Source organism: Clostridium sp. CM041 (assembly GCF_055081035.1).
The window spans coordinates 1,911,625-1,925,081 of sequence record NZ_CM143648.1 but is presented as its reverse complement, the minus strand read 5'-3'; the positions used below and the strand labels follow the sequence as shown (position 1 = coordinate 1,925,081).

Here is a 13,457-nt window from a genome sequence, read left to right as displayed (position 1 = left end):
ATTCATAAAGAAAGTTCCTGATAAGGAAGAAAGATAACTATTTGAATAAAGGAGCTATTGATATATGAATTTTTATTTCGCACCTATGGAAGGGTTGACTGGGTACATTTATAGAAATGCCCATAACACTTTTTTCAATAATATAGATAAATACTTTTCACCTTTTATTGTTGCAAATCAAAGCGAAAGTTTTAAAACACGGGAATTAAATGATATTTTGCCTGAAAACAACCAAGGACTAGTTTTGATTCCACAATTACTAACCAATAATGCAAAAGATTTTATTCATACTTCAAAGAAGATAAAGATGTTAGGATATAATGAGATCAATTTAAATTTAGGATGTCCCTCTAGAACTGTAGTTTCAAAAAATAGAGGATCTGGATTTCTTTCAAAAAAAGAAGAACTTGATGTGTTTTTAGACGAAATTTTCTCTCAATCGATAACAAAAATCTCACTAAAAACCAGGATAGGAAAAGACCGACCTGAAGAATTTTATGATTTAATTGAAATATTTAACAAGTACCCTATTGAAGAGCTTATTATTCATCCAAGGATTCAAAAAGATTTTTATAAAAATAAGCCTAATCTGAAAATCTTTAAGGAAGCCTTGAATTTAAGTAAAAATTCTGTTTGCTATAATGGTGACATTTTTACAATCAAAGATTACAAGGAGTTTTCAGCTGATTTCCCTAATGTAGATACTTTAATGTTTGGCAGGGGATTATTAGCCAATCCTGGACTGAACAGCTACATTACAAATAATATTAAACTTGAAAAAAAATTGCTGAAAGACTTTCATGATAAAATTTATGAAGATTATAAAAGAATACTCTTTGGAGAGAGGAATGTCTTGTTTAAAATGAAAGAATTATGGTTTTATATGATTCCGGCGTTTTCTGATAATGTAAAGTATGCAAAAAAGATTAGGAAATCAGAAAGATTATATGATTACGATGAGGCTGTTTCAAGCTTGTTTAGAGAACAGGATGTTTTAGAAAATTGAGCTGAAAGTCATAAAATTATAGGTTAGAATGGAATAAATGCACACCGCTATGGATTTTGAACTTAGGGGTGTGCATTTTTAGCGTACTCATCATGAATACGATATAAGATCTCAATCATTCTTATTGCTAATCTACCAGAAAAAGAATATTGCAAGCCAGCAAGTTCTGTTAAATCAGTGAAGCACAGAAAGAAAATATTATATTTTTATAGGTTATCTAAAAAAAAGTCTTCTGTATTTAATTTCCTATTATTCCATAAAACATTAGGGTTTGCATATCTTGAATATATTTATCGGAAACCTTACTATAATTAACATTACTTTCGGCAATTGATATTATCTCTATAAATCTCATAATTGTATCAGTTGGAATTGTCTTATCTATGGTTCCATCATCTTTACCTACTTCAATATAATCCCTAAATAATTCAAACTTATTTTTGTTTACACTCTCTGTAATAAGCTTAATTAGAACTTTATCATTTAGAGCCTCCAGGGTAAAATATTCACTTAAAGATTTACTTATGTAATTAGAACATAAAGAAAGAGCCTTAAGTATTTTTTCTTTAAAGTTCATATCGGTATAAAGCAATTTTCTTGCGGCCTCTAATACATCTCCCATAAGAGAATTAACACATTCAGCGACTAAGGCATCTTTATTCCCAAAATAATTATAGATTGAAACTTGTGATACATTGGCTTGGGAAGCGATTTCTTTGATATTTACATTTGCAAATCCTTTTTCTTTAAACAACCCATTAGCAGCATTTACTATTGATAACTTTTTTTTATTTGTTCTAATCTCATATTTATTCATTTGGACCTCCAATACGTAAGTTTTTATTCAATTATATCATAACAGTTTTGAAATATAAGATTGATATTTCAAAACTATTGAATTGGGAATAATTAAATGTTATAGTTAATTTGAAATATGTACATATGTATTTCAAAACTTTAAGTGAGGTGGATGTATTGAAAAATGTAATATACTACTTTAGTGGAACGGGAAATAGTTTAGCTATAGCAAAGCATATTGGTAAATATTTAAAGGATACTGAGGTTGTGCATATTTTAGCTTTAAATAACTCTATAGAAATAGATAGCAGTTATGAAAGAATTGGGTTTGTATTTCCGGTGTATGAATTGTACATGCCAAATGTAATGAAGGAAATTTTAAATAAACTTAAGTTCCAATCTAATCAATATGTTTTTGGAGTAGCTTCTTTTGCAGGTTCTAGAGGGATGGCATTGCAACAACTTAGGGAGATAGTAGATAAAAATGGTGGAAAACTAGCTGCTGAATTTAAAATAAGAATGCCTGGAAATTGGATTGTGGAATATGGTGGATTTCCAAATTTTCTTTGTAAGTTTCTATACAAAGGAGAAGGTAAAAAAATAGTAAAGATTATTTCAATAATAGATAAAAGGGAAAGAACAGCAATAATAAAAGCAAATATATTAGCTAAATTATTTAATAAAAATTCATTAGAAAGATTAGCAGCTCTGAAAAGTAGAGATGGCGAATTTAAAGTAAATAAGAATTGTACACATTGTAAGATATGTAAGAGCATTTGTCCTATGGGTAATATTACAATGTTAAATGATATTCCTACTTGGAATAATAACTGCGAACAATGTATGGCTTGTATTCAATGGTGTCCAGTGAGAGCTATTGAATACTCCAATAAGAATAACAATAGAAAGCGTTATTCGCACCCAGAAATAAAAGCAGAAGACCTTATGCTAAAAAAAGTTAAGGAAATAAAGGAGTAGATTTATGAAGAGAGATGGGGCGAAAAGAGCAACTGGATAATTTTTATATGTAAAAAATATTAGTGAAATATAGGGTTGTTTTTAATAGAAATATGTAGTGGATTTTAAAGGTTGTGCTTCGCTCCCATAAATCCTGAACAGAGATGCTCAGGATTTTTTTATGCCTTAATTTAAAACATAAACATAGTAGTCTGTAATACTCCATTAAACAAAAGTGTGCACTGAAATAGTGTACGGTTTTATATTTTTATATATAAACTTTAGTTTTTCGTAAGAAAATAGTTAAAATTAAAAATTTATTTTAATATAAAATCTAACTATAGAATAATTAAGGAGTTGGAATTATGAAGATGAAAGCAAAAAAAATTATGGTAATATTATTAAGTACTGTGTTGATAAGCTCAGGGTTACATAGTAATAGTTTTGGAAAGGAAATAGAGAAGAAACATTTAGAGGTGAATAACAGTCAAAATTTACAGCGATTCACAGATGATTTTTTCAAGAAGAATATGGAGAAGCATTCAATTGCAGGAGCAGCTATAGCTGTTGTAAAGGATGGAAAAGAAGTATTTAAAAAAGGGTATGGGTACAGTGATATAGATAAGAAAATATCAGTAGATCCTGATAAGACTACTTTTCCAGCAGCATCAGTGAGTAAATTATTCACTGCAACAGCTATTATGCAACTGTATGAAGAAGGCAAAATAGATTTGAAAAAAAATATTAATGAGTATATAAATCATTACAAGGTTATTAATAATTATAAGGAACCAGTGACTTGCGGTAATTTATTAACTCATTCTAGTGGAGTTGACGAAGCTAGTGAACTTAATGGCACTACTTTAGATGAAAAATCCATACAATCACAGGAATATTATATGGATACCCATATTCCCAAGGTGGTAAGGGAGCCTAACACTGTTAGTAGATATTGTAACGAGGGGTATAACCTTCTAGGATATATTGTAGAAAAGGTATCTGGTATTACTTATGAAGAATATGTAAAGAAAAATATATTAGAGCCATTAAAAATGAATAATAGCTTAGTTAGATTAAAAAATAATAATACAGCTAAGGGTTATGGGTACGGAGGAATAGGCGGAGACTATAATGAAAGTCCTTTAGCTTATCAATATACTTCCGGATCTTCAGGGATAAATGCAACAGTTAAAGATATGGAAAATTTTATGACAGCTCACTTAAATAATGGAGAGTTTCAAGGAAAGAAAATTTTAAATGAAAAAACATCAACAATAATGAAGGATAAGCAATTTTCAAATGACAGCAGCTTACCTGGAATGGGCTATGGATTTATAAGAAGCAATAGAAATGGACAAGAAATATTAAAACATGAAGGTGCATTACCATCAGGTAGTACTACTACATTATTTTTAATGCCAAAGGAAGGCTTAGGGTTATATATTGCAACCAATTCAGTAAATTCACTTCCATTTAACTTTGAAGAAGAGTTTTTAAATAAATTTTATCCTACCACCAATAATAAGTTTAATGAAATAAAGAAAAATTCAATTAAAAATTTTAGTAAATATGAAGGAACATATAGAAACTATGATGGGATATCAAAAAGTAACATTATGAAGATTGGTTTTTTATTTGACCCTTCTATGAATATGAGAATTATAGCTAATAAAGACGGTACATTAACTCTTAAGGAGTATACTCTTGCTAAACAGAAAATCACTACAACTCTTGTTGAAAAGGAAGATGGAGTATTTGCAAGGGAAGATGGACGAGGAGATTTTGCATTTAAGATAAATGACAGTGGTAAAGTAACTTATGCATTTAATGATGTAAGCCATAATTCATTTGAAAAGATAAGTTTTTTTGATGAAATAAATTTTAATATAGCTATATTTGCTATAGCTATGATTATGTTCGTTATTAATATAATTGGAACAATAGTTTTGTTTATAAAAAGGAGGTTTAAACAAACAGGGTGCAAAAGTTGTAGGGGCATAAAATTAATTAGAACAGCAAACTTAGTTATTAGTGCGTTTAATGTAGTTGGAATGCTTGGTGCAACTATAATGGCAATGACTATGATTAGTACTAATGATTTTACCTTTGCATGGTTACTTTATACTTTTTTAGGATTTCTAATAGTATCAACGGTTTTAAGTATTTGTGGATTAATTATTTTAATATATAATTGGGTTAAAAAGAGAGGAAGAAAAGCAGAAAAAATTTATTTTACAATCATAACTATAGTTAATTTTATTTTCATATGGTTCATATATTACTTTGATTTTTTAGGATTCAAAATATAACCTGAAACATCAATTATTTTGAAATGTGGTATAATTTTATTAAAAACAGGTATTTGATGGGAGAAATAAGCGCTATGTTTAATGTACTGATTGTAGATGATGAAGTAGAAATAATTGAACTTATGGAAGTATACCTACTAAATGATGGGTATAAGGTGTTTAAAGCTACAAATGGCGTAGATGCACTTGATATAATTAATGAAGAAAAGATTCATCTTGTGATTTTGGACATAATGATGCCAGGAATAGATGGGTTGCAGGTTTGTATGAAGATTAGAAAAGAGTATAATATTCCAATTATAATGGTTAGTGCAAAGGGTCAAGACATTGACAAAATACAAGGATTATCTACAGGGGCAGATGATTATATGGTAAAGCCATTTAACCCAATGGAACTTATTGCTAGAGTGAAAGCTCAAATAAGAAGATATGTATTTCTTAATGAAAATCACAAACCGTTTGACGATGAAGATATTATTGAAATAAAAGGGATTACTATAAACAAAAGAAATCATAAAGTTAATTTATTTGGTACAGAGTTAAAATTAACTCCAAAAGAATATGAGATATTGTTGCTATTGGCAAGTAACGGTGGGAAAGTATTTAATGCTGAGGATATCTTTAAAGAAATTTGGAAAGAAAAATATTTTGAAGGAAATAATACTGTTATGGTTCATATATGGAGATTAAGAGAAAAGATAGAGGATAATCCCAAGGAACCTAAAATAGTAGAAACGGTGTGGGGAGTGGGATATAAAATTGAAGAATAACAGTATTAAATATAATATACTCCTAAATTTTTTTACAGCTACGATAATGTCTATAATATCAACATTAGTAGGAGTTTTTTTAGTAATTATGTGGCTACATATTTTTTGCCAAAGTCTCTATATGAAATTTATTAATGATTATAATACAAATAGTTCAGTTATGCTGGGGATTAGTATAGGAGTGTTTGTGATTTTTATAGTGCTGATGTGCTTAATATTTATCAAAAAAATGAATAAAATCACTGATTATATAGAAGAAATATCACAAAATTTAAAGATAGTAGCTAATGGAAATATAGATATAAATATACCTATCAGAACAAAGGATGAGCTGGGAACATTAGCTTCAGATGTTAATAAAATGGCATATAGCATAAAAGAACTAATGAAAAAAGAAAGACAGTGGGAAAAGCAGAAGAATAACCTGATTACAAATTTATCTCATGATTTAAGGACTCCGCTTACTTCTGTTATTGGATTTTTACAGTTGATTGAAAAGAAAAATTATAAAAATGATAATGAGTTGCATCATTATTGCGAAGTTTCATTAAGTAAATCAAAGGAATTAAAGAGTTCAGTGGAACAACTTTTTGAGTTTACAAAGATATGTAATGGAGATGTAAATTTAAATAAATCTAATATATATTTACACCAATTAATAGAACAAGTTACCATTGGTTTTATACCGGCTTTTGAAAATAGTGGTATGGAATATAGAATATCTTCAAAAGATGCAGGTTTAATAATAGATGGAGATGCTATTTTATTAGTTAGAGCCTTTGAAAATATAATATCTAATGCAATTAAGTATGGTAGTAAGGGGAAATATTTAGATATAAATATAGGGAAAGAAAATAATATGGCTGTAGTTAGCTTTGTAAATTATGGAGATATAATAGAAGAAGAGAATTTGAAGAATTTATTCCAAAGGTTATACAGGGTACAAAGATCTTGTAATAAAAAAGATGGAACTGGACTTGGGCTTGCAATTGTAAAGACAATAGTAGAATTACATAATGGTAATATAGAGGTTGCAAGCTCTAAGGAAAAAACAGAATTTAAAACAAAATTACCACTTGATCAATAGGAACAGAAAATAGTAACTAATACCTTTTTTAACCTAGTTCTTGTTTTACTATATATTATTTTTTTATAAGAAGTTATGCCTTAAATTTAAAGGATTAAACAATAAAATTAAATGCATAATTTTAATATGGTTAGTCTCTATGTTAGGTTTATCTCCATTAACTTTATTAATAATAAAGTATTGTAATTTAATGATAAATGGATACTACGCAGCAGTTAATCACCTTAGGGGAGCCTTGGACTTTTTCCAAGGCTCTTATTTTTTTTAAAATATTATATGAGGTAACGAACCTAATATAATAACTTCTTTAAGATAGGTTAATATTAATTCCTTGACCGTTGTTTCTAAAGCATCGATATCCTTTTTTACGGGCCTCTAAGTGTTCTTTATGAGTAAACATTGTAATATATTTAAATATAGAAAGAATCTGCTGGTTTAGAGGGGGATAAAATGAATACATTAAAACATCTATCTAAAGTTTTTGAGTCATCGGAGGAAATTATTTTTGACGATTCCTCCAAGATTGTTTTAATGAGTGATTGCCATAGAGGAGATGGAAACTGGTCAGATGATTTTTCAAAGAATCAAAATATTTATTTTGCGGCCTTAACTCATTACTATGACGAACAATATACTTATATAGAGATTGGTGATGGAGATGAACTTTGGGAGAATAAAAGACTTTCTGACATTAAGAGGGTACATAGCGATGTTTTCTGGTTGCTATCTAAATTTTATAATGAAGATAGGCTTAATTTTATTTTTGGAAACCATGATATAGTAAAAAGAAACGATAAATTTGTAAAAAATAATTTATATAAATATTTTGATGAACTCAAGAAAAGGTATATTCCTTTATTCGATAATATTAGGCTCCATGAGGGGATAGTATTGAGGCATAAAGTTACTAATGACAAAATCTTTCTAATACACGGGCATCAAGTGGACTGTCCAAATGATAAAATGTGGAGATTGACCAGATTTTTAGTAAGGTATTTATGGAGACCTCTTAACTTCTTTGGAGTAAATGATCCAACTAGAACAGCACAGAATTATCATAAGAAACAAGTAGTAGAAAAAAAGCTTATTGAATGGGTAATAAAAGAAAAACAGATGATGGTCGCAGGACATACACATAGGCCTATGTTTCCTGAAGTAGGTGATCCTCCATATTTCAATGATGGAAGCTGTGTTCATCCTCGATGCATAACAGCAATGGAAATTGATTTTGGTAATATCAAACTTGTAAAGTGGTATGTTAACACAAAGAAGGACGGAACTTTATTTGTAGACAGCGAAGTACTTGCAGGACCAAGAAAATTAAAGGATTACTTTGACGCTTAGAGATAATCTAAGTAACTTGCAGGACCCTCACTAATTAGTGAGGGTCCTCTTATGGTTTAATTTCGGGTATTAAGGTTTTTAGTCTTATCTTCCCCAGGGCTATTGTCAACGTACTCAACTAATTTTTTAATATTTCTCTCAGATAAAGTCTTATATACAAATCTGCCAGTGGCTTTAAATTTAACAAATAAAAGGTACATATTATCAGTTTTTAAAAAGCATTTCCATAAGTCGAAGAAATCTTCTCTCGAAACTTCATTCCACCTAAATTGTATAACAGTAACACTATTCGTATTTCTAAAAAATTGTCTGTATAAACTATCGCTAAAGGGAATTTGTTAATGGCTAGGTTATTTAAGTCTTAAAATATCGTATTCCTTATTAGAAGGGGATATTTTTTGAAAAATTATTCTATGTATATTTAATGGTAATTAAGTGCATCATTATCTATAGGAACTACATTATGTTAAATTTATTTCCTGTAAAAATTATCTGATTGTAATAGTAATAATTTAATTAATGTTGCAGCTTGAGCAAGATGAATAGTTACGAAGGTGATGATTTAATCTGAAAATGGGTTAAATGGTTGAAAAGTAAGTAAATGTTTAAATACATTATAAAATAAGTGATTAATGAAAGGACATAATATGAGAGAAATAATATTGCACTGTTTTCAATGGAAAATCTCAGATATAACTAAAATTTTAGATAAAGTAAAAGAGTGTGGCTATACATCCATACAGGTTACTCCCGTGCAACCTTGCAAAAAAGGAGATGAATGGTGGACATACTATCAACCGCTATCATTTAAAATAGGTAATAGAAGTGGAACAAAGGAAGATTTAACAGAATTATGTTATAAAGCTAATAAAATAGGAATTAAAATCATCGTTGACGTAGTGTTACGACATTTAGCGGGTGATGAGAGTGGAAAGCTAATACCAAGTCAAACCGTAGATCAAAACCTACGAAATAACCCTAAATTTTGGACTAACGCAAAAAATACAGTGGATTATGGCAATAGAAATGCAATTGTTAATGGTGCTTTTGGATTACCAATGCTCAATTACAATGATGTAGAATTACAAAAAATTTATATAAATTTTTTAAAAGAACTAAAGAATTGTGGAGTGGGTGGGTTCAGAATCGACATGGGTAAGCATTTTGCATTAGAAAGTGAAGGAAGTTACTTTTGGAGAAGGGTATTTGGTGAATTTAAAGATATGTTCAACTATGCTGAATGTATTGAATCCAGTAAAGAACTATTAAACAAGTATACACCTTTTATCAATGTGTTAACTGATGGTGATGCAACCGACCAGAGCAAGATGGTTATTTATGTAATGTCCCATGACACCGAGGAAAGCTGGGGATTTACTAAAAGCATGGATGATAATGTGATAACATCAAAATGGGGTTTACTATTAAAAAATCATAAAGAAAGTAATGTATTATTTTATATTAGGGCATATTCAGATTTATGGAAAATGGAAAATATTAAAAATATTAATTTGGCAAGATAAATGACTGCTATGGTTATTTTTGAAATTAGACTTGCTTTTAAAAAACTTGTATGTAAAAAATGATTAATAGAAAAAAGGGACTTTAAGGAGAGGGCGGAGGAAGGTTTGTCAATATGAGGAGACTATGATAGTATATAAGCATATAAGGAACTCCATATATTTTTTTTTGTGAATTTTAACTTTGTAATTGCTATTCTTATGAAGTTGTAAAAAGAAAATTGACAATAATTCTTATATATTAGAGTTAACAATAACGAATGGAGGAAATGAAATTATGGCTGATTTGCCAAATTGCCCAAAATGTAATTCAGAATACACTTACGAAGATAGAAGTATTTTTGTTTGCCCTGAATGTGCTCATGAATGGACTTTAGAATTAGAAACAGAAAGTAGTGAAGAGAAAAGGATTATCAAAGATGCAAATGGAAATGTATTAAACGATGGTGATTCTGTAACAATAATCAAAGACCTTAAAGTAAAAGGAAGTCCATTAGCCATAAAAAAAGGTACAAAAGTAAAAAATATACGTTTGGTTGATGGAGATCATAATATTGATTGCAAAATTGATGGGTTTGGAGCTATGGAATTAAAATCTGAATTTGTTAAAAAAGTATAAATCATGGTTTAATGTAATAGAACCGAAATAGTGAACTTCACCCCATTGAATGATTATAACTAAAAAAGTTGTAAAATTCATCTGATGGGGTGTTTTTATATATAAATACTAAAAGGAGAATAAGTTTAATAAAATGATTCCATCCTTATTATACTTTCTATTTTGTTGACGTTTTCTAGTTCTTTTATTTTTTCTAATGAAATTCTTATGTTTTTTTCTGAACTTTTATGGGTAATAAAGCCTAGTGGTCCATGATCATCGTGCCTTACATCTCCAGTAACGGACATAATGCTGACATTGTTTTTTCCAAATATTTTCGCTGTATCTCCTAAAACTTCTACTGTATCTTTAACATTAAGCCTAATATAGAATTCTGATTCATTTTCTTCCGATTTTTTCACTTCTTTAAAATCAGTCTTGTCACTTAGGTCTAATAAGTCATAATGATTTACATTATTTCTTAATATGGATATTATATCACCTACAACTGCACTTCCAGTTGGAAAAGCTCCAGCGCCTTTTCCATATAGCATTAACTCTCCAACTGCATTTCCTTTTATCATAATAGCATTAAATGCATCAGCTACATTTGCCATTGGGTGGCTCGAAGGTATTAGGGTTGGATGTACTCTTAGCTCTAATTTGTTATTTACTTCTTTAGCTATTGCTAAAAGTTTTATTGAATAACCAAGTTTTTTAGCATATTCTATATCTATGTCACTAATACTTCTTATTCCTTCTCTATAAATACAATCATGATCTACCTTAGTTCCAAATGCTAGAGAAGACATTATCGCAAGCTTATATACAGCGTCAAAGCCATCAACATCTGAGGTTGGGTCCGCTTCAGCATAACCCTTTTCTTGCGCCTCTTTTAGTGCTTCATCAAAGCTAATCCCATCCATTGTCATTTTGCTTAATATGTAATTAGTTGTTCCATTTATAATTCCAATTATCTGCTCAATCCTATTGGCTGTAAGGCTCTCATTAATCTCGCGTATTATTGGAATTCCACCAGCCACACTTGCTTCATAATAAAACAATACGTTTTCTTTCTCCGCTGTTTTAAATAACTCTTCGCCCCAGTTCGCGATAACTAATTTATTAGCAGTTACAATATGTTTTTTAGATTTCATTGCGCGTATCATATACTCTTTAGATTTATCGCATCCACCAATAAGTTCAACCACAATTTTTATACTTTCATCATTTATAATATCATCAATGTTATCTGTTAATAGTCCATTAGGTGCTTTGATCTCTCTTTTTTTATTTATATCTTTTACAAGTATTTTAGCAACTTCTATTTCATAATTTGAACGTTTCATTATTTCTTTTCTATTTTCGTGAAGTATTTTCCATACACCCGTCCCAACGTTTCCAAAACCTAAAATCGCTATTTTTACCTTTTCCATAATAGTTTTCCTTTCTAAACTTTAAAGTTATTCCTCCGTCATCTAAGGTGATGGAGGAATATAGTTAGGGACAAGACCTTATTTTGAAACCAGCTGCCAAAGAATTATTAACTTTTTATTGAACTGATTTTTCTAGAGCTTGCGTCAAATCGTATATAATGTCATCGATACCCTCAACGCCAATTGAAAGTCTTATCAAATCTGAAGTAACTCCAGCAGATTTTTGCTCCTCTGCGTTAAGCTCTGCATGAGTTGTACTTGAGGGGTGAATTACTAGAGATTTTGCATCTGCAACATTTGCAAGCAGCGAAAATAATTCTACATTATTAATAAATTTTTTTCCAGCTTCAAGGCCACCTTTTATTCCAAAAGTGAATATTGATCCTGCTCCTTTTGGTAGGTATTTTTTAGCTAAATCTTTGTATCTGCTCCCTTCAAGTTCAGGATAATTTACCCATGAAACATTTGGATGCTTACTCAAAAATTCAACAACTTTCCTAGCGTTTGTTACATGTCTCTCAACTCTTAACGATAATGATTCCAAACCTTGAAGAAATAAAAATGCACTTTGAGGGCTAAGCGTCGCACCGGTGTTTCTTAAAAGTTGAACTCTAGCTTTTAAAGCGAATGCTGGAGCATCTAAATTAGCATATACTATTCCATTATAGCTTTTATCCGGAGTTGTAAAATCAGGGAATTTACCGCTAGCTGCCCAATCAAATTTACCAGCATCAACTATAATTCCACCAATAGTAGTTCCATGTCCTCCAATGAACTTTGTTGCTGAATGAATAATTACATCTGCACCATGCTCAATTGGACGGCAAAGGAAGGGAGTTGCAAAGGTATTGTCAATAATAAGGGGTATTTTATTTTCATGAGCAATATCCGCTACTGTCTCTATATCTAGAACATTTATTTTTGGGTTTCCCATTGTTTCAGCATAAAGTGCTTTTGTTTTATTAGAGATAGCTTTTCTAAAATTTTCAGGATCATCTGGATCAACAAATGTTACGTTAATTCCAAGTTTTCTAAGAGTAACATTAAATAGTTCATAAGTACCACCATATAGAGTGCTTGCAGCTACTATTTCATCGCCTGAATTTGCAACATTAAGTATTGCATAGAATGTTGCAGCTATTCCTGAAGCTGTAGCAAGTCCTGCTACTCCGCCTTCAAGAGCGGCTACTCTTTTTTCAAAAACGTCTGTAGTTGGGTTCATTATCCTTGAATATATATTTCCTTCTTCTTTTAATTGAAATAAATTTGCTGCGTGATCTGCATTTTTAAAAACAAAAGATGATGTTTGATAAATTGGGACTGCTCTCGATCCTGTAGTAGGGTCTGGAACCTGCCCTGCATGTACCTGTAAAGTTTCAAAACTTAATTTTCGCTCACTCATATTAATTTCTCCTTTTATAATTATTTTTCAAAAAAAGCTGCTCTCCTATAAGGAAAGCAGCATGATTAATTTTATTAAACAATAAAAAAAATTGTATCATAAAATTTGCTATCGTCCTTATCTTTCAGATTTTACAATCTGATGGAATTGACACCAGTGCACTTCTTTTAAAAATGCTGGTTGTCGGGCATCATCGGGCCAGTCCCTCTGCCGCTCTGGATAAGTTATAT

Annotated in this window: 11 protein-coding genes and 1 riboswitch; of the genes, 8 read left to right on the top strand and 3 right to left on the bottom strand. The window is 30.1% G+C overall.

Features of this window, described 5'->3' with window-relative positions:
- The first annotated feature begins 64 nt into the window (after positions 1-64).
- Complete coding sequence (locus ACWJJT_RS09035; protein WP_462954469.1) at positions 65-1,006, top strand: tRNA dihydrouridine synthase; 942 nt, start codon at positions 65-67, stop codon at positions 1,004-1,006.
- A gap of 238 nt (positions 1,007-1,244) precedes the next feature.
- Here ACWJJT_RS09035 and ACWJJT_RS09030 read toward each other — a convergent pair whose 3' ends face one another.
- On the bottom strand, positions 1,245-1,823 hold the full coding sequence (locus ACWJJT_RS09030; protein WP_462954468.1) for a TetR/AcrR family transcriptional regulator: 579 nt from the start codon (positions 1,821-1,823) through the stop codon (positions 1,245-1,247).
- 158 nt (positions 1,824-1,981) lie between these two features.
- On the opposite strand from ACWJJT_RS09030, the gene ACWJJT_RS09025 reads away from it, so the two are divergent.
- The 7 genes from ACWJJT_RS09025 to ACWJJT_RS08995 all read left to right on the top strand — a co-directional run bounded on the left by ACWJJT_RS09025 (position 1,982) and on the right by ACWJJT_RS08995 (position 10,410).
- The gene (locus tag ACWJJT_RS09025) at positions 1,982-2,782 is read left to right on the top strand and encodes an EFR1 family ferrodoxin (RefSeq protein ID WP_462954467.1); all 801 of its coding nucleotides are present in this window, start codon (positions 1,982-1,984) and stop codon (positions 2,780-2,782) included.
- Positions 2,783-3,126: 344 nt separating this feature from the next.
- A complete protein-coding gene (locus ACWJJT_RS09020) occupies positions 3,127-5,070 on the top strand; it encodes a serine hydrolase domain-containing protein (RefSeq protein WP_462954466.1) in 1,944 nt (647 codons plus the stop codon).
- 74 nt (positions 5,071-5,144) lie between these two features.
- Positions 5,145-5,840, top strand: a complete 696-nt coding sequence (locus ACWJJT_RS09015; protein WP_462954465.1) for a response regulator transcription factor — start codon at positions 5,145-5,147, stop codon at positions 5,838-5,840.
- Positions 5,830-6,927 carry a sensor histidine kinase gene (locus ACWJJT_RS09010; protein WP_258280583.1) on the top strand — a complete coding sequence of 366 codons (1,098 nt, stop codon included), beginning with the start codon at positions 5,830-5,832 and terminating at the stop codon, positions 6,925-6,927. The genes ACWJJT_RS09015 and ACWJJT_RS09010 overlap by 11 nt, the downstream gene beginning before the upstream one ends.
- A 450-nt stretch (positions 6,928-7,377) precedes the next feature.
- Positions 7,378-8,271 carry a metallophosphoesterase gene (locus tag ACWJJT_RS09005; protein WP_462954464.1) on the top strand — a complete coding sequence of 298 codons (894 nt, stop codon included), beginning with the start codon at positions 7,378-7,380 and terminating at the stop codon, positions 8,269-8,271.
- A gap of 647 nt (positions 8,272-8,918) precedes the next feature.
- Positions 8,919-9,794, top strand: a complete 876-nt coding sequence (locus ACWJJT_RS09000; RefSeq protein WP_462954463.1) for an alpha-amylase family glycosyl hydrolase — start codon at positions 8,919-8,921, stop codon at positions 9,792-9,794.
- Between the two features lie 274 nt (positions 9,795-10,068).
- Positions 10,069-10,410 (top strand): zinc ribbon domain-containing protein YjdM, encoded by a 342-nt coding sequence (locus ACWJJT_RS08995; protein ID WP_165413571.1) that lies wholly within the window; start codon positions 10,069-10,071, stop codon positions 10,408-10,410.
- Positions 10,411-10,535: 125 nt separating this feature from the next.
- Here ACWJJT_RS08995 and ACWJJT_RS08990 read toward each other — a convergent pair whose 3' ends face one another.
- Together ACWJJT_RS08990 and ACWJJT_RS08985 are read right to left on the bottom strand one after the other, a co-directional pair.
- Entirely contained in the window at positions 10,536-11,825 is a 1,290-nt protein-coding gene (locus tag ACWJJT_RS08990) for a homoserine dehydrogenase (RefSeq protein ID WP_462954462.1), read from the bottom strand.
- 115 nt (positions 11,826-11,940) lie between these two features.
- Positions 11,941-13,227 (bottom strand): O-acetylhomoserine aminocarboxypropyltransferase/cysteine synthase family protein, encoded by a 1,287-nt coding sequence (locus ACWJJT_RS08985; RefSeq protein WP_462954461.1) that lies wholly within the window; start codon positions 13,225-13,227, stop codon positions 11,941-11,943.
- A gap of 114 nt (positions 13,228-13,341) precedes the next feature.
- Positions 13,342-13,453, bottom strand: a riboswitch (SAM riboswitch).
- Between the last annotated feature and the right edge of the window lie 4 nt (positions 13,454-13,457).

What these genes read in the sequence shown, in the direction of transcription:
- ACWJJT_RS09035 (WP_462954469.1), top strand. Translation starts at nt 65, where the DNA reads ATGAATTTTTATTTCGCACCTATGGAAGGGTTGACTGGGTACATTTAT.
- ACWJJT_RS09020 (WP_462954466.1), top strand. Translation starts at nt 3,127, where the DNA reads ATGAAGATGAAAGCAAAAAAAATTATGGTAATATTATTAAGTACTGTG.
- ACWJJT_RS09005 (WP_462954464.1), top strand. Translation starts at nt 7,378, where the DNA reads ATGAATACATTAAAACATCTATCTAAAGTTTTTGAGTCATCGGAGGAA.
- ACWJJT_RS09000 (WP_462954463.1), top strand. Translation starts at nt 8,919, where the DNA reads ATGAGAGAAATAATATTGCACTGTTTTCAATGGAAAATCTCAGATATA.
- ACWJJT_RS08985 (WP_462954461.1), bottom strand. Translation starts at nt 13,227, where the DNA reads ATGAGTGAGCGAAAATTAAGTTTTGAAACTTTACAGGTACATGCAGGG.
- ACWJJT_RS09030 (WP_462954468.1), bottom strand. Translation starts at nt 1,823, where the DNA reads ATGAATAAATATGAGATTAGAACAAATAAAAAAAAGTTATCAATAGTA.
- ACWJJT_RS09015 (WP_462954465.1), top strand. Translation starts at nt 5,145, where the DNA reads ATGTTTAATGTACTGATTGTAGATGATGAAGTAGAAATAATTGAACTT.
- ACWJJT_RS08990 (WP_462954462.1), bottom strand. Translation starts at nt 11,825, where the DNA reads ATGGAAAAGGTAAAAATAGCGATTTTAGGTTTTGGAAACGTTGGGACG.
- ACWJJT_RS08995 (WP_165413571.1), top strand. Translation starts at nt 10,069, where the DNA reads ATGGCTGATTTGCCAAATTGCCCAAAATGTAATTCAGAATACACTTAC.